The 15,699-nt window shown below is 65.9% G+C and carries 15 protein-coding genes; 2 read left to right on the top strand and 13 right to left on the bottom strand.

The window, feature by feature from the left end; genetic code table 11:
* Together AC3A6P_RS23630 and AC3A6P_RS23625 are read right to left on the bottom strand one after the other, a co-directional pair.
* Positions 1-1,614 (bottom strand): ABC transporter substrate-binding protein, encoded by a 1,614-nt coding sequence (locus AC3A6P_RS23630; protein WP_487694288.1) that lies wholly within the window; start codon positions 1,612-1,614, stop codon positions 1-3.
* 61 nt (positions 1,615-1,675) lie between these two features.
* The gene (locus AC3A6P_RS23625; RefSeq protein ID WP_487694287.1) at positions 1,676-2,440 is read right to left on the bottom strand and encodes an SDR family NAD(P)-dependent oxidoreductase; all 765 of its coding nucleotides are present in this window, start codon (positions 2,438-2,440) and stop codon (positions 1,676-1,678) included.
* A 206-nt stretch (positions 2,441-2,646) separates the two neighbouring features.
* On the opposite strand from AC3A6P_RS23625, the gene AC3A6P_RS23620 reads away from it, so the two are divergent.
* The gene (locus AC3A6P_RS23620) at positions 2,647-3,771 is read left to right on the top strand and encodes an LLM class flavin-dependent oxidoreductase (RefSeq protein WP_487694286.1); all 1,125 of its coding nucleotides are present in this window, start codon (positions 2,647-2,649) and stop codon (positions 3,769-3,771) included.
* On the top strand, positions 3,768-4,133 hold the full coding sequence (locus AC3A6P_RS23615) for a cupin domain-containing protein (protein WP_487694285.1): 366 nt from the start codon (positions 3,768-3,770) through the stop codon (positions 4,131-4,133). The genes AC3A6P_RS23620 and AC3A6P_RS23615 overlap by 4 nt, the downstream gene beginning before the upstream one ends.
* A gap of 48 nt (positions 4,134-4,181) precedes the next feature.
* Here the strand turns inward: AC3A6P_RS23615 and AC3A6P_RS23610 are convergent, their stop codons facing one another.
* The 11 genes from AC3A6P_RS23610 to AC3A6P_RS23560 all read right to left on the bottom strand — a co-directional run bounded on the left by AC3A6P_RS23610 (position 4,182) and on the right by AC3A6P_RS23560 (position 15,693).
* Positions 4,182-4,994, bottom strand: coding sequence for a hypothetical protein (locus AC3A6P_RS23610; protein ID WP_487694284.1), 813 nt, complete (start codon positions 4,992-4,994; stop codon positions 4,182-4,184).
* A gap of 17 nt (positions 4,995-5,011) precedes the next feature.
* Positions 5,012-6,925, bottom strand: coding sequence for an ABC transporter permease (locus AC3A6P_RS23605; RefSeq protein ID WP_487694283.1), 1,914 nt, complete (start codon positions 6,923-6,925; stop codon positions 5,012-5,014).
* On the bottom strand, positions 6,925-7,965 hold the full coding sequence (locus tag AC3A6P_RS23600; RefSeq protein ID WP_487694281.1) for a glycine betaine ABC transporter substrate-binding protein: 1,041 nt from the start codon (positions 7,963-7,965) through the stop codon (positions 6,925-6,927). The genes AC3A6P_RS23605 and AC3A6P_RS23600 overlap by 1 nt, the downstream gene beginning before the upstream one ends.
* On the bottom strand, positions 7,962-9,179 hold the full coding sequence (locus AC3A6P_RS23595) for a quaternary amine ABC transporter ATP-binding protein (RefSeq protein WP_487694280.1): 1,218 nt from the start codon (positions 9,177-9,179) through the stop codon (positions 7,962-7,964). Before AC3A6P_RS23595 ends, AC3A6P_RS23600 begins: the two co-directional genes overlap by 4 nt.
* Positions 9,180-9,242: 63 nt before the next feature.
* Positions 9,243-9,611, bottom strand: a complete 369-nt coding sequence (locus tag AC3A6P_RS23590) for a nuclear transport factor 2 family protein (RefSeq protein ID WP_487694279.1) — start codon at positions 9,609-9,611, stop codon at positions 9,243-9,245.
* A gap of 57 nt (positions 9,612-9,668) precedes the next feature.
* On the bottom strand, positions 9,669-10,976 hold the full coding sequence (locus AC3A6P_RS23585; RefSeq protein ID WP_487694278.1) for a flavin monoamine oxidase family protein: 1,308 nt from the start codon (positions 10,974-10,976) through the stop codon (positions 9,669-9,671).
* A 25-nt stretch (positions 10,977-11,001) separates the two neighbouring features.
* Positions 11,002-11,856, bottom strand: a complete 855-nt coding sequence (locus AC3A6P_RS23580; RefSeq protein ID WP_487694276.1) for an SMP-30/gluconolactonase/LRE family protein — start codon at positions 11,854-11,856, stop codon at positions 11,002-11,004.
* Positions 11,853-12,446, bottom strand: a complete 594-nt coding sequence (locus tag AC3A6P_RS23575; protein ID WP_487694274.1) for an NADPH-dependent FMN reductase — start codon at positions 12,444-12,446, stop codon at positions 11,853-11,855. Before AC3A6P_RS23575 ends, AC3A6P_RS23580 begins: the two co-directional genes overlap by 4 nt.
* Positions 12,447-12,507: 61 nt before the next feature.
* Complete coding sequence (locus AC3A6P_RS23570) at positions 12,508-13,161, bottom strand: aspartate/glutamate racemase family protein (protein WP_487694273.1); 654 nt, start codon at positions 13,159-13,161, stop codon at positions 12,508-12,510.
* Entirely contained in the window at positions 13,161-13,916 is a 756-nt protein-coding gene (locus tag AC3A6P_RS23565; protein WP_487694272.1) for an SDR family NAD(P)-dependent oxidoreductase, read from the bottom strand. Before AC3A6P_RS23565 ends, AC3A6P_RS23570 begins: the two co-directional genes overlap by 1 nt.
* 112 nt (positions 13,917-14,028) lie before the next feature.
* Positions 14,029-15,693 (bottom strand): PucR family transcriptional regulator, encoded by a 1,665-nt coding sequence (locus tag AC3A6P_RS23560; protein ID WP_487694271.1) that lies wholly within the window; start codon positions 15,691-15,693, stop codon positions 14,029-14,031.
* Between the last annotated feature and the right edge of the window lie 6 nt (positions 15,694-15,699).

Genomic DNA, 15,699 nt, shown 5'->3' with positions numbered 1-15,699 from the left:
TCAGCTCTGTAGCCATACGTTCTGCCAACTGCCTCCGTTGATCGGGATGCCCGTGATGTTCTCGGTGACCCCGCCGACACCGGAAGTCATGCCTTCGATGCCGGGGAAGTAGACCGGGATGATGTAGCCACCCTGGTCGTAGTCGAACTTCAGGAGCTCCCGCACCAGCTCACCACGGGCCGTCGGGTCGACGGTCGCCAGCGCCTGCTCGTAGATGCGCTGCCAGCCCGGGTCGGTCTGGTGGATCTCGTTGAAGGGCGCACCCGTCGCTATCCCGTGGCCCGCCATGGTCAGGTAGGAACCGGTGTTCCAGAAGCTCTGCGCGAAAGGCACTTTCGAGTACGACTGAGACCAGAACTGCGTGGGATCCTGCTTGGTGATCCGCACCCTCACGCCCGCCTGCTCGGCCTGCGTGGCGTACACACTGGCCATGGCCTCCGCGCCGGGACCGGTAGCCGCGGAGAAGAGCTCGATCTGTAGATCCGAATGCCCCGCCGAGCGCAGCAGCGACCGGGCCTGGTCCAGATCCTGTTCGCGCTGCGGATTGGCTCCCTCGTACGCCGCGTCGATCGCGCCGTAGGTGTCGTTGCCGATCGCGCCGAGGCCGCCGTAGATCTGAGAGTTCATGTCCTGGCGGTTGACCAGCAGGCGCAGGGCCTGGCGCACCCGAACATCGCTGAACGGTGCGGTGTCCACCCGCATCGTCAGCGGCACAAAGCCACGGGTCTTCGAGACGACGACCGTGCCACCGGCCTGTTCGACCAGCCCCACCGACGTGGACGACAGCTGGTCGATGAGGTCCACCTGACCGGACTGCAGCGCGTTGATCTGCGCCGTCTCATCGGCGAAGTTGATGATCACCAGTTCGTCGAGATAGGGCTGGCCGTTCTGCCAGTAGCCGTCGAATCGCGGGAAGCTCGATTGCTGCCCCGGGGTGAAGGAGCCGAACTGGAATGGCCCGGTACCGATGGGCGTCGCGGGGTCGTAGTCCTCGGGCACGATCCGTGTGGCGAAGACATCGGCGAGACCTTCGAGGAAGATGCCGAACGGCGCGCGGAACGGAATGCGCAGCGTGCGATCGTCCAGCACGTTCGCGTTGGCCAGATCCACCGGCCCCATCGTGCTGAGACCGGGGAAGTTGTTCTGTTCGATGCGCCGCAGCGAGAACAGAACGTCGGCGGCGCTCAGCGCTTTGCCACTGTGGAACGTGATGTCCGGTTTGACCCGGATGGTCCACTCCGTCGCATCCGCGTTGGGCTCGATGGATTCGGCGAGTATCAACTCCGGCCTGCCCGTCGTACCACTCATCTGGACGAGTTGTTCGAAGATCGCTCCCACCCGCACGAAATCCATTGTGGTGAGGGGGCTCTGCGCTTCAAGTGTGTCGCCGGTGCCACCGGAGGTGGCGCCGACGCGGAGAACTCCGCCCCGCGTGGGGGCTCCCCCGCCGCCGTCGGCCGGACCGGTTGCCGGGTCAGACCCCGACCCACCGCAGGCAACAAGGCCGCCCGCAGCCAGCGCCAACGCCCCCGCGCCGCCCACCTGGAGCAGCCTCCTACGGGTGATGGCGGTGACAGGTCTGTCGGAACTCGGGAGACGGCGATCGGGCTTCATGCGCGGCACTCCATGTTCATTCGTGGTGGGCTTGTTGGTGGGGGCCGGCAGGCCGGCGAACTCAGGTGAGGTTGATGCCGCCGTCGACCAGGAGATCGACACCGGTGGTGTACGACGACTCATCGGAGGCGAGGAACGCGATGGTCTTGGCGATTTCGGCAGGGCGGGCCATACGCCGCATCGGGATCTTCGCCACATCTCTGGCGACCCGGTCCGGTTCGGTCTTCTCGGCATACTCGACCTGCGGTGTCCGGACGTACCCCGGTGACACCGAATTGACACGGATGCCATGTCTGCCCAGGTTCATCGCGGCGTTGCGGGTGATCCCCAGCACCGCTGCCTTGGTGGTGACGTAGGCGATGAACCCGTTCTCCGTGCCGCCGCGGTGGGCCCAGGAGGAAGCGATGTTGATGATGGATCCCGAACCCTGCGACATCATCCCCGGCAGAACCGCCTGGATGCCCAGCAGGATGCCTGTCTGGTTGATCGCGGTGACGCGGTTCCACTCGTCGAGGCTGACGTCGGTGACGGAGGCAGGCGAGCTGATACCGGCGTTGTTGACGAGGACGTTGATCGGCCCCCAGGTGGGGTCGATGCCGGCGACGACTGCGGCCCAGTCCTTCTCCGAGGCAACGTCGAGATGGCGGTAGACGACCTTGAGGCCCTCGGCGTCGAGTTGCTCGGCGAGTGCCTCCCCCTGCTCGTCGAGCACATCGGTCGCGATGACGCGGGCGCCCTGACGTGCGAGCAGATCCGCGTGCGCAGCGCCCTGCCCCTGTGCGGCGCCGGTGACCAGCGCGACTTTGCCTTCCAGCCGATTAACCATGGCGCTGAGTTTTGTTGGCGTTCAACCGCCGCGCCATTGTGCGCCAACATGGACCGCAGCAGGTCTGTTGATCCGAAATCTAAGCTCCTGTGCGGATCTACAGCCGAAGGCCCGACGTTTGTGGTCGGCGTCAATTGTGGCCGGGCGGGAACTACTCGACCTTGGGGAGGTACCGCTGTACCACCGAAAAGGAATCGAACGAAGTCATGGACCTTGGACTCTTCAGCCCGCCATACGCGCAGGAGTACGTCGCCGGCCGACGCTCGCTGCAGGAAGTGATCGAGTGGGATCTCCAAATCGCCCGGTGGGCAGACGAATACGGCCTCGCCGAACTGTTCTTTGCCGAGCATCACACCATCGGCCACGAGCCCAACCCCGCTCCTGATCTGATGATCGCCGCGGCCGCGCGCGAGACCCAGCGGCTGCGGCTCGGCGCCGCGGCCCACCTGCTGCCATACCACAACCCGATGGCACTGGCGACTCGGCTCATGTACCTCGACCACATGACGGCCGGGCGCTACATCGCGGGGTTCGCACCTGGCTCGTTCCCCACGGACGGGCAGTTCTTCGGTGTCGGCCAGGGCAATGCGAAAATGATGGACGAGGCCATCGACATCATCGAGGCCATCTGGACCCGCCCCGGACCGTTCCGGATCGAGGGCGAATTCTGGACCGTTGACGTGCCTGCACACTCAAATCAGTGGAATGGCCCGCACCTGAGGCCTTTTCAGCGGCCACGTCCCGAGGTGGTGATGACCGGCGTCCAGCCCACGTCACCTACATTCACCGACGCCGCCCGGCGCGGGTTCTCCCCGATGAGCCAGCAGGTCGGCATGGCCGCTCTCCGCCAGCAGTGGGACACCTACGCGCACGCCGCGACCGAGGCCGGCCACACTCCCAACCGGGCGAACTGGCGCATCATGCGCGACGTCTTCGTCGCCGAGACCGATGAGGAGGCACGTCGTCTGTTTCTGGAGGGGCCGGCGGGCCGCACCTGGGATGAACTGGTGCTCCCGACGTTTCGCGTGGTTCGAGACCGCGGCGGTAAGCCGTACGCGCTCGGCGAACTACTCCTCGATCCCGGTATGACCATCGACGAGCTGACGCTCGAGTGGATGGTCGATCACTTCTTCCTCGTCGGATCGCCGGACACAGTGGTCGAGAAGATCACCCAGTTCAACGACGATCTCGGCGGCATCGGTGCTCTGCTGTCGTTCACATTCGACTTCAGCCGAGATCCCGAGCCGTACCGGCGTCATCTCGAACTATTGGGACGCGAGGTCGGCCCGCGGATCGCCACGGTCGGCGCTCGTGCAGTGGTCAGCGCATGACCGGCGACACGGTGCCGGCCATCGTCTACGACGCAGAGCCCGGGAAGCTGCAGTTGAGCGTCCAGCGATGGCGTGAACCCGCCCTGGCCGGTGCGCCGGTCGAGTCGTTCCATGTGTTGCACCATGACTCGGGTGGACGCAGCGGCGTCTGGGAGTGCACTCCCGGCAGCTTCGAATCCGCGCGCAACGGTGACACGGAGTTGATGCACTTCCTCACCGGTGCCGGCACGATCACCACCGCTGACGGCACCGTCCACGAGATTCGTCCCGGCGTCGTCCTCATCGCCCCGGACGGGTGGCGCGGCACCTGGGACATCCGGGAGACGGTGCGCAAGGTATACACGATCTGGAACACCGTCTAGCGGGGGATCTCCTGTGAAGGGCGGCTTCCAGACTCGGATGCCGCCCTTTCAGGCTGTGGGCACCAGACGCGTCAACGCATCGTCGACGCTGATCCGTCGGTACGTCTCACGCAGACCCGGCGCTTCTCCCAGCGCCGCTCGGCGTGATCGCGCCAGTTCAAGCCCGTGCTGTGCCTCGTCGGCGCGCTGAAGCACCAGGTGGGCCCACTCCCGGTGCAGCAGAATCTGGTCCGTGGAATCCAGGCGCCTGAAACCGGGATCGGACACCTCGGCGCACATCTTCACGGGGTCGAGGACGTCGAGCGGATTGCTCTCGACGGAAGCTCCGATGCCGCGAATCGTGACGTCGGCCGGATCAACCCGCCCCGTCGCCGAATAGGCGAACACGCTCTGGATCCGGTCGCGTGCGGCGGCGGGTTCCTTGTACTCGTGCTCCACCGGCGTCGGCGGGCCGTCCGGGACAGCCAGGCGGGTGATCGCCCGGTCGTTGATGGCGTCGAGGACCAACCGGGCGTCGGCGCCGACGAAGACCTCCTTGCGGGCCGGCCAGAAGTCGAACATGCTGTGGTCACCGTGGCGGCCACCCACGTGGAATACGTAGATCTCCGGGTATATCGCCACCTCGTTGGGCTCGGCTATTCCGGGTCCGCGTCCAGCGCGGCGCTCTGGTCGCACGTCGTAGAAGGCGACGATGGACGCCTGAATCAGATAGCTGGCACCGATGGCGCCAAAGGGTTCATGGACAACGATGCCGAACCTGTCATGCTGCTGCCAGTCGGGGAACACTGACGCCAGATCACCTGGGAAACCGCCGATCTCGATGGCAAAGTCCACGGCACTGAGTTGAAGGGCGGTATGCATGATCGCTTCCTCGAGAACTACTGGACGTGCTCGGCGCGCCGGATGACACCGACCAGACCGGTCATGAGCTGACTGAACACGGTGGCCAGGATCAGCATGCAGAGTCCCGCCGAAATGCCGGCCGCCAGGTCGACTTGAGCAACGGCCACCAGAATGGTGCGTCCCAGACCGGGTGCGCCGATGAACGAACTGACCACGGTCATGGCCAATGCCATCGTCACGCTCTGATTGATACCCGTGAGGATCATCGGTGCCCCCAATGGCAGCGACACCGTGCGTAGCCGTTGCCAAAAGGTGGCTCCCACCGAGGTCGAGGCCTCGATGGGCCCGGGGGGCACTTCCTTGATGGCCAGGCAGGTCAACCGGCAGGCCGGCGCGAGTGTGTAGAGCACCGTGGCCAGGATGCCCGCTGGCAGCCCCGATCCGAGCACCACGACCGCGGGGATGACGAACAGGAAGATCGGCAGACTCTGCAGGGTGTCCAGGACCGGGCGCAGCGCACGTTCCACCCGGGCGTCCGCGCTGGCGAGGATGCCGAGTGGGATGGCGACGGCCAGCGTCAGCACGACCGAGACTCCAGTGATGGCAACGGTTTCTCGTGCCTCCGACCACAGGCCGAGGAATCCGATACCGGAAATCAGTGCGGCCAGCAGGACTGCCCGCAGCATACCCAAAAGGGTGTAACCGGCGATTCCGACGATCGCCACAATGACCAGCCAGGGAACACCGGCCAAGGCACTGTTGAGCGGATTCAGCAGGTATACCACGAGCGTGTTCTTTATCGGGTCGATGAATGCCGCGCCGCTGAGGTTGAGCCAGTCGACCAGAGCGTCGGCGCGCCCACGCAGCGAAAAGTCCAGCCACTGTGGGGCACTGGAGAAATCGGCGAAGCGAAGGCTGCCGATGGATCCGCAGGCGATGACGGCCGCAACGATGGCGCCACCGGCGATTGTGGCCCGCCTCCGAAAAGGCGGCTGGGCGGGTCGAGACGAGGCACCACTCGCGCGGTCGAGGATGATGGCGATCAGCACCAGTGCGATTCCCGCGTCAAGGGCGAGTCCGAACTCTAGCCTGCCCAGGCTGGACCACACCGGGGAGCCGAGTCCGCCCGCGCCGATGATCGCAGCGATCACCGACATGGCGATCGCCAGCATGATGGTCTGGTTGAGGCCTGCCCGGATCTGCGGAAGGGACAGCGGCACCTGCACATCCCGCAGTAGCTGCCAGCGCGTCACCCCCATGGAACTCGCCGCTTCCACGGTGGCGTGGGGCACCAGTCGGATGCCCAACTCGGTCAGCCGAACCATCGGGGGCAGAGCGTAGATGATCGTCACCACCACCGCGGCGGTGTTGCCCGGACCGAAAACCAGCACCACGGGAAGCAGGTAGACGAACACCGGAATGGTCTGCATGGCGTCGAGCAGCACCCCGACCGGGCCCCGCAACCGCGGCAGCATCGCGGTGCAGATTCCGAGCACGACCCCTATCGCAGCGGCGGCAGAAACCGAAATCGACACGAGGGCCAGGGTCTCGAGCAACGGACGCCACAGACCGGTGCCGATCACCCACAGCAAGGCCACGCCAGTCAGCAGCGCCAAGCCTGTTCCTGCCGCGAACCAGGCCAGAGCCACTAGCGCGACACACAGTGCGGGCGCCGGGATGAGCTGCAGCCACAGCAGAAATGCACTGAGCAGCCCGCGGGTCACGGCGGCGATCGGCTCGTAGAACCAGTCGCAGTTCTCGACGAACCAATCGGCGACCGCCGCGGCACTCTCTCCCAGTGGTAACCGGAATCCCGGCGCCGGAGCCGAGAAGAGCCACGCCAGAACCAGAATGCCCAGCGCCAGCGGTAGCGCACTGACTGACCTCAGGTATGCGCCTGCCGGTGTCAGCCGTGTGGTGGTTCCGGTGGGCGGAGCGGCAGTCACCATCAGACAGACGCCGGAATCCAGGACTGCCAGACGGATTCGTTGGCCGTCATCCACTCATCGACCGCTTCTTCGACCGTCAGGCCCTGCTCCTCGATGTTCAGCATGATCTCGTTCTGCGCGTCAACCGGCAGTGAGTACGCTTCGAGGAACTTCGTCGCGACCGGGTGCCCGGCGGCGAAGTCTGCTGACGCCACAATCGAATTGGATGCGACCTCCCAGGCACACGCGTAGGTGGTGCCCCAACACTCCTTTGAATACGGCGGCATCTCCACCAGTGTGAGGTCGTACTTGGCGAAGAGCATGTGCGGGTTCCACATCAGCCCCATCACCGGCTCGCCTCGATCCAGAGCGCGCTTGAACTCAGCCACCAGTGCGGCCTCCGAGCCCGCGTACTCCTGTTTGACGTTCAGGCCGAGATTCTCGATGCGCTGTTGGTCGCCGAACAGCGGTTCCCAGGCGGGGTCTCCCGCGAGATAGCGTGCCTTGCCATCGGTGGTGGGCGTCGCGAACACCGCGGCGCAATCGTTGATCGCGCGGTAGTCAGGCAGGCCCGGACACGACGGCTCGATGCCACGCTGCGGATCGCCCTCGATCATGTAGGTGGGCACGTACCAGCCCTCCACGGTCTCGTATCCGGTCTCCCCGATCTGTGCGACCGTCTTCTTCCCGGTCACGTACTCGTCCCAGAACTTCTGCGCTGTGGGCCGGAAGACCACCATGTCCACCATGTTGTCGCTCTCGGACATCGCGGCGAATACGGTGGTATCGTCGAGTGCTTGCACGGTGACGTCGGCGCCCATCGCCGTGAGCACCCTGCGGGCCATCTCGGTGTTGAGCTGCTGGTTGGTCCAGTTCATCTGCGCGAGCACGATTTCACCCTCTGCGGCAATGGCGGTACCGACTTCCTCGTTGACCTCGACCGCTTCCTCGCCTGCCTGAGGCGGGCTGGCGCAGGACACCGCCAGGACGGTGGAGACTCCGAGCAAAAGGGTTGTTCTCCACAGCTTGTGGAGGTTCTTGGACGGGAGGAGGGTCTTCATCGTTGCGGATCAGCCTTACTTGTATCGAGGTGCAGGGCGGAGTTCTTCTGTAGTAGGGACAAGACATCTCGGACGTCGAGGCAGCCGATCAGGCGGTCTCCGTCGGTGACCCCAAGGGGCCCATCAGCCCCGAGCAGCGGCTCGATGGCATCGCAGATCAGCGTCTCCCGGGTGACGGTGCTCGAAATCTGCTGCCCGTCGGCTTGTTTCATGATCCAGCTGACGGGTAGCACCTTCTCCCGGCTGACGTCACGAACGAAGTCCTTGACGTACTTCGTGGCCGGGGAACCGACGAGGTCTGCGCCGGTTCCGACCTGGACGAGTTCGCCATCCTGCATAAGCGCGATACGGTCGCCGAGTTTGAGCGCCTCGTCGAGATCGTGGGTGATGAACACGATGGTCTTGCCCATTTCGCGGTGCAGGCGCGCCACTTCGGACTGCATATCGCGGCGAATGAGTGGATCGAGCGCTGAGAACGGTTCGTCGAACAACAACACGTCAGGGTCGCCGGCAAGAGCGCGGCCCAGCCCGACACGCTGCTGCATGCCGCCCGACAGTTGTTCGGGGTGGGCAGATTCGAACCCTTCCAGCCCCACCAGCTTGATCACCTCGTGGGCGCGCGACTCGCGGCTCTTCGAGTCTTCACCACGCACCTTGAGACCGTAGGATACGTTCTCCAGGACCGTCTTGTGCGGCAGCAATCCGAAATGCTGGAACACCATGGAGAATTCGTTGCGTCGAAGGTCGCGCAGCTGCTCTCTATCGAAGCCCAGGACGTCTCGTCCCCGGTAGAGGACCTGGCCGGCTGTGGGCTCGATGAGACGGGTCAGACACCGGATCAACGTTGACTTTCCCGAACCCGACAGGCCCATGATGACGAACACCTCTCCGGGCATCACGTCGAAATTCACCTCACGTACCGCGGCCGTACAGCCTGTCCGCGATCGCAGTTCGGCGCGGCCCAGGTGAGCCAGTTCACGGTCATCGACAATCCGATGAGGCTTGGGACCGAAGACTTTCCAGAGACCCCTCACGCGTATCGCCGGCTCGCCGGTCTCGTTGCGCAGCGGTGGCGCGCCCGGTGCGACTTTGTTTTCCAGCCGATTGACCATGGCGCCCAGTTTTGCGGCCCCACCAGCGCTGCACCATTGTGCGCAGACATGGACCGTTAACCTTGCGTTAGTCGGAGATCTAAGCGCCTGAACCCGGGTCACCTGCCAATGCCGAAATGGGGCGGTGTCCAGTCCCGGACACCGCCCCTTCGTTGCACTGTTCGGTCAGTCGATGGCCGGGGCGGGCGCTTCCTCGTAGGAGCGGACCGTCTTGAACTTCTCACCCTCGATCTCGACGATGTTGACCCCCTGCAATGTGAACCGGTTGCCGTCGTGGTCCTTCATACGCGCCCGGAACTCAATGACAGCCGAGGTCTCGCCGTCACCCCATTCGTCCAGGATGTCGACTTCCAGTTCCGGGAAAGCCCGGAAGAAGTCCTCGGTCATTTCGCGGATTCCGTCGTGGCCCTTCATCAGAGGCTTGCCGGTAGCGTGAAAGGTGGCGTCGGGGTGAAAGTGGCTCAACAGGCCATCGATGTCGTGCCGGCATTCGGCCTCCCACACGGACGCCTGAAGGTCACGGGCAAAGCTCATCGGGGTCTCCTATCGTAACGAGGTGAAAAACTGTGCGGTACAGGGGATCTACGCAGATCACGCTTCGGCCAGAATGGCTGACAGTCGGGCCGCGGCGACGCCGCCGGTCGCCACAGCACCCTCCATCCAGCCACGGAACGCATGCGCGATGTCAGAACCGGCGAACACGAGCCTGCCCTCGTCGGCCTCGAGTGCGGAGGCGTATCTCGACAGCAGCCCTGCGGGTGCCGCACACCAGGTTCCCTTGGAATACGGGTCGGCGAGCCAGTCGTATCCGTCGACCTTCAGAACCCCCGCGCCAGGGATATAACGCCGGATGGCCACTTCCATGTCGTCGCGGTCCAGCATGTCCAGTCGACGTTCCTGTGTCGAGAAACCGACCACGAGGTCGCCACCCAGGCCGGTGTCGTCAGCCGGGTAGTCGGTGAAGAAGACGTCGATCGGCTCGGCGTGCTCGCCGATCGCAAGGAGCTTGGGCGGCAGATCCGTGACGAGCGCCCACAGCTTCTTCGCGGCGCCGGACTGGCCGATCGCCACACCGGCGGCTTTCTCCGGCGACAGTTCGGGCTCGAAAGCGATGTCGGGCAGACAATTCAGGGGAACCGCCACGACAGCGCCGCGCGCCCGCAGCCGTTCGCCACTGTGGGTGCATACTTCGACGCTCTCAGCTGTCTGTGTCACCGACGCCACCGGCGTCGACAGTCGCAGCTCGGCGCCGGAGTCGTCCAGCATCCGCTGCAACAGGTCGATGGTTCCCGCGGCGAAACGGTGGGTCGGCGTGCCACCGATCGCCAGCACGTCGTCGTTGAGATTCGGGATCCACGACATCAGATGCAGAGCGGAGATCTGCGACTCATGACACCCCGTCTCCTGACGAATCCAGGCGCCCATCAACTCACGCAGCGTCGCCGACAGCCCGAAACCGTCCAGGTAGTCCCCGAGGGGGACATCGAGGTCGGAGACGCCCTGAATATCCAGCGGCAGCGCCGAATTGATTCGTCGTACCTGCGCGGAGGCCTCCTGGACAAAGCCCTTCAACGCGAGCTCGTCATCGGCGGAGATAGGGCAGGCGTCATGGCTGAGAACGCCGTCCAGCAGGGAGACGTGATTCTCGGCGCGCGGGCTCTGGGACAGCGTGATCCCGTAGCGGTGCACCTCGGCCATCAGCGCTTCGTTGCCGTCCGGATCGAGCCAGTTGCCGCCCATCTCGATGAAGAAATCGGTGTCGGCGAAAGGCCGGTACCAGGTGCGCCCGCCGATGCGGTCGCGCGCCTCCACGATCAGCACCTTCTTCCCGTCCTTGGCGAGATCGCGTGCGGCCGTCAGCCCTGCGAATCCCGCGCCGATCACCAAAACGTCGTACATCTGCAGATCCTTCCGTTGTAGGTCGTCAGCTCAGCCCGACCGGCAGGTGCAGCGGCGCGCCGCGGAACCCCGGATCACACGCGGTCACCACCAGCGTGCCCAGAGAGGCGAGTACCAGGACGTCGAGCTCGGGCCCGGCGAACGCGAGGTTCGTCGGCGTCGGCGCGTACACACCGGACCAGTCGTCGACGACGACGTCGAGCGCGCCGTCCGGGGTGAGGCGGTACACACGGTTGGGCTGCCAACAACCGATCCACAGGCCGCCTTCGGTGTCGAACGCGATGCCGTCCGGGACCGCGCGGTCGAGAACGATCACCGGTTCCGGCTCACCGCCGGTCAGCGGGATCCGCACGATCCGTGGCCAGGTCGATTCGACGGCGTACAGCCAATCTCCGTAGAGCGCAAGGCCGTTGGCGAAGTGCAGGCCTTCCAGTATCCGCTCGGTGGCGCCGTCGGGGTCGATGCGCACAATCCCGCCGGTCGCCTGGCCCCAGTCGCCAGAATCGGAGACCCACAGCCGGCCGTCTCCGTCGAAAACGGGGTAGTTCGGGTACCCGATCGCGGCGCCGTACCGGCGGATGTGGCCGCCGGGCTCGATCTTCTGGATGCACCCGTTGCCGACGTCGCAGACGTACACCGCACCGGCACCGTCGAGCGCGAGTCCGAGCATGGAGCCGCCGGGCACGGTACAGACCGTGTCGAAGTTTCCGCCCTCGAGACCGAAACGGTAGAGCTGACCGCCCTCTCCACCCGCGTACAACATCTGCTCGGCAGGGGACCAACACACGCCCTCGGCGTGCTGCACACCTTCGACCAGGGTGCGGAGTCCGGGTCCGAGGACCGAAGCGGGAACGCCGGTCGACGTCTGCGGTTCGGTCACGACGCGACTCCGACGGCGGTCGCCGCCCGTTGCCAGCGGGCCAGCCCGACAACCTGGTCCACGAGTAGGCCGAGCTGCGGCGCCGCGGCCACGATCGGATCCGCATCGCCGGCCGGGGTCGAGTTGATCGTGACGCCCAACGGCGTCGGCCAGCCCCGCAGAGCGTGGACCGTCGACCGCAGGGCCGCGAGCGTGGTGGCCGTCGCCTGCCATCCTGCCGCGCACACGATGCACCCGATCGCACGGCCGTCGAGGTACGGCCGTGCGTCTTCGCGCAGCTCCTCCAGGTGGTCCAGCGCATTCTTGATGAGGCCCGATGGCCCGCCGTGGAAACCCGGGCTGGCGATGATGACCCCGTCCGCACGGCGGACGAGATCCACCAGCCGGGCGGCCCGCGGGTCGATCGGCCCACGTTCCGGCGCGTATGCCGGCAGGTCCAGTTCATCGGCCAATACGATGTCGGTGTCCGCACCGGCGCGTTGGGCCAGGTCCAATGCGGCGCGCAGGGCCCGCTCGGACGACGACCCCGACCGGGTGGTACCGCCGAGCCCGACGATCCGGGGCTTCCAGTTCACATCCACGTCAATCATGCTCAAGGATTCCTCTGACCTGCACCATTAGTTGGAGGTACCAACGTCGGCGGGCTGCTCATCACGGCATACAAGCGAGCCGCTCCATCGCCAGCCGCGGACTCGACAGCACCGGGGTCCCGCCTGCGGGCCGCAGCGCGGCGATCCGCGCCATCGAGGCCTGCGCGAGCACCACGACGTCGACCTCGCCTGCCAGCCGGTCGAGTTCCTCGGCGACGATCGTGTCGTGTCGTGCGCGGTCGCCGCGGTCCAACGCAGCGAACGCGCCGTCGCAGAGTCGCGACACCACCGTGACGGCCCGGTCTGCCTCCTGCGCGGCGGCCTCGACCAGTTCGGTGGTCGGGGCGAGAGTCGTTGACAGGGTGGCGAGTACACCGATGCGCGCGCCGAGCGTGACGGCACGTTCTGCCATGGCACGGTCCACCCGCAGCACGGGGACTGCCGTCACCCGCGCGATCTCGTCCACCACGGCTCCCACCGACGAGCACGTCACGAGCACGGCATCAACACCGAAGCCGGCCAGTGCGGCGACATGGCCGTGAAGCCGGTCCCGCGTCATGGCGTCGACGGCGCCGTCGCGGACCGTCCTTTTGAGCAGGAGTTCGTCGGCGATGACGGTGGTCTCGACCCCAGGCAAAAGTTCTCCGGCGAGTTCGGAGAAGGTCGAAGCGAGCTGGGAGACGGTGTGGACGACCCCCAGCTTCTGCAGCGCCATCAGTAGCACTCGGCCAGCAGGCCACCGTCGACCACGAGCGCCTCGCCGGTGACGAATGCAGCGTCATCGGAGGCGAGGAACAACACTGTCCTGGCCACCTCGCGGGGCTGGCCTATCCGACCGAGCGGGTACTCGCCCTCGGCCTGGGCGCGCAGTGCAGCTGGGTCTTCGGCCGCCGCGAAATACGCCTCCACCATTTCGGTCTGGATGTCGCCCGGGCACACGGCATTACATCGAATCTTGTCACGCCCGTATTTCACTGCGGCCGACTTGGTCATCGCCAGCACCCCGCCCTTCGCGGCACCGTAGGCCGCCAGCATGGGGTCACCGGCCAGGGCGAGCACCGACGACACATTGACGATCGCGCCACCGCCCGCGCCCCGCATCACGCGGATGGCGTGCTTGCAGCCGAAGAACGGCCCCTTCAGGTTGACGGCGAGCACACGATCGAGTTGTTCCTCGGTGGTGTCGGCCAATTCCCTCTCGACCTGGATCGCGGCGTTGTTGACCATGACGTCGAGCCGACCGAACCGCTCTACCGCCTCGTCGACGAGTGCGGAGACCTCTGCTTCTTTGGAGACGTCGGTGTGGCGGTAAAGCCCGATGCCTGCCATCACTGCCGTTCCAGGTTCGTCGTTGACGTCGCAGCCCAGCACGTGTGCGCCCTCGGCGGCGAACTCCCGTGCCAGGGCACTCCCGAGACCGGAGGCGACGCCGGTGACGATCACGCTGCGTCCTTGGAACGACGGGCTCATGACTGCTTCTCCTCGCTGATCACCCGTGGCAGCCTGCCACTGGGATTCGTTGCTGCCCACTGTGCCTCGGCATGACCTGCGTCGCGCGGGTCATATGTGCGCACAGGTGTGCCTAAGTGGCGCGTGAGAGCGCGAGCGCCCGCAGGGCGAACCAGAGTTCGCTCACGTCGCCGGTGGACCGCATGGACCTGCCCGTCAGCTCCTGAATCCGCGCAATCCGGTAGTTGACGGTCTGTGTGTGGATGAACAGCAGTTCACTTGCGCGGCTCGGCGAACGGTCGCACTCCAGATACGCCTGGAGCGTCTTGATCAGCTCGGTGCCCTGTTCCCGGTCGTACTCGATGAGCGGGCCCAGCACCCGCTCGGCCGCCAACACGGATTCCGCGAGCGTGCGGGGCAGGAAGGACGGGCTGCTGTCGCCGTAGAGTGCCAGCGCCGAGCCGTCCGGGCTGACGGTCTCCAGCGCCCATCTCGCTTGGCGCACAGCGTCGCCGAGATTGCCGGTTTCCACAAACGGGTCACTCAGCCCGGCGCGCCAACGTTCCAGCGCGGTGCGTTCCTCGAGTTCAGCCTGCGAGACGTCGACGGCCCGGACCACCGCCACGGCGACCTGGCCGATCTCGCCGAGCAGAAACGGGATGCCACGGATCAGCCATCTGCGAGCGAGCCTGTCGATCGCTGCGGGGCGGCCGTCGACCGCCAACACGCGGAGTTCCCCCTGCAGGCGGCGCCCGTGGAACAGCGCGGTCAGGACCGACGGTTCCAGCCTGCCGTTGAGACCATCGTTGAGCAGCCCGGCACCTGACCGGCGGGAACGCTCCACCGCCGCATCCACCCGGCCGATCTCCAGAGCGCATGCGGCGGCGATTTGCTGCAACACTGCGAGCCGGGGCCGTGAGTCACCTTCGGGGAAGGCCACGATGCAGGCCGACCGCTCGCTGGGGATCGGCATGGTCAGTGCCGAGCGGTTACCGACCGTCAGGTTCATCACGAACGGCGCGCGGCCAGACGAGCGACCGACCTCGGCGTCGTAGACGTCTTTCCACTCGCGCCCGGGGATCTCGCCGCCACGGATCAGGGGTTCCCACATTTCCGGGTCAACGACGTGCAGCGTGCAGCCCACCACTCGGCTGAGCCGGCCGACGAACTCGGTGCCCGCGAGCGTCTCGCGCAGGCTCGCCATCACCTCGCCATTCACGCGGGCGATCTGGGTGAACGACTGATCCTCGCCGCGGGCGTTGGCGGCGGCGACGAACCGCACGTACTGAGCGAATGCGACGGCGTGCGCACCGTCGATCACCGGAAAACCCACCCGGTCGGCCGCAGCCAGCATCTCTCGGGACAGGTGCGGTCTGCGTTCGTCCTCGCCGACCACGATGCCACTCAGCCCGGCCTCGAACATCTTCTCGACGAACCGCGCCTGCGCCGACGGCTCCGCCGGAACGATGTAACCACACGTGAGCACCAAATCGCCCGGCTCGAGCCAGTTCCACGGGTCAAAGGCATCGCTCACATGCGCCCACGTCACCCGGCGGTCGAGCCCGGCTTCGCCGGCCAGCAATGTCGCTTGAAGGTGCCGCAACTCGACCACATCGCGGACGCTCACGCCGCCGGGCACCGGTGGCGTCACGAGCGGCCGGTCAGCGCGTAGGCCGGTGCGCCTGCATCGAACTTCAACGCACGGAGCTTCCTGCGCCGATCGATACCAGTCATCAGGGCATTTTATCGTTCGAAGGCGCGAAAGGACCTGTGTGCAGACACAAATCGATACGCCCACATTGTG

This window comes from Mycobacterium sp. Soil_C_30 (genome assembly GCF_057656995.1).
This window is presented reverse-complemented; position numbering and strand designations above follow the sequence as displayed.

Excerpts from the sequence above, each read along its gene's own strand:
- AC3A6P_RS23630 (WP_487694288.1), bottom strand. The coding sequence starts at position 1,614 with ATGAAGCCCGATCGCCGTCTCCCGAGTTCCGACAGACCTGTCACCGCC.
- AC3A6P_RS23625 (WP_487694287.1), bottom strand. The coding sequence starts at position 2,440 with ATGGTTAATCGGCTGGAAGGCAAAGTCGCGCTGGTCACCGGCGCCGCA.
- AC3A6P_RS23620 (WP_487694286.1), top strand. The coding sequence starts at position 2,647 with ATGGACCTTGGACTCTTCAGCCCGCCATACGCGCAGGAGTACGTCGCC.
- AC3A6P_RS23615 (WP_487694285.1), top strand. The coding sequence starts at position 3,768 with ATGACCGGCGACACGGTGCCGGCCATCGTCTACGACGCAGAGCCCGGG.
- AC3A6P_RS23610 (WP_487694284.1), bottom strand. The coding sequence starts at position 4,994 with ATGCATACCGCCCTTCAACTCAGTGCCGTGGACTTTGCCATCGAGATC.
- AC3A6P_RS23605 (WP_487694283.1), bottom strand. The coding sequence starts at position 6,925 with ATGGTGACTGCCGCTCCGCCCACCGGAACCACCACACGGCTGACACCG.
- AC3A6P_RS23600 (WP_487694281.1), bottom strand. The coding sequence starts at position 7,965 with ATGAAGACCCTCCTCCCGTCCAAGAACCTCCACAAGCTGTGGAGAACA.
- AC3A6P_RS23590 (WP_487694279.1), bottom strand. The coding sequence starts at position 9,611 with ATGAGCTTTGCCCGTGACCTTCAGGCGTCCGTGTGGGAGGCCGAATGC.
- AC3A6P_RS23585 (WP_487694278.1), bottom strand. The coding sequence starts at position 10,976 with ATGTACGACGTTTTGGTGATCGGCGCGGGATTCGCAGGGCTGACGGCC.
- AC3A6P_RS23575 (WP_487694274.1), bottom strand. The coding sequence starts at position 12,446 with ATGATTGACGTGGATGTGAACTGGAAGCCCCGGATCGTCGGGCTCGGC.
- AC3A6P_RS23570 (WP_487694273.1), bottom strand. The coding sequence starts at position 13,161 with ATGGCGCTGCAGAAGCTGGGGGTCGTCCACACCGTCTCCCAGCTCGCT.
- AC3A6P_RS23565 (WP_487694272.1), bottom strand. The coding sequence starts at position 13,916 with ATGAGCCCGTCGTTCCAAGGACGCAGCGTGATCGTCACCGGCGTCGCC.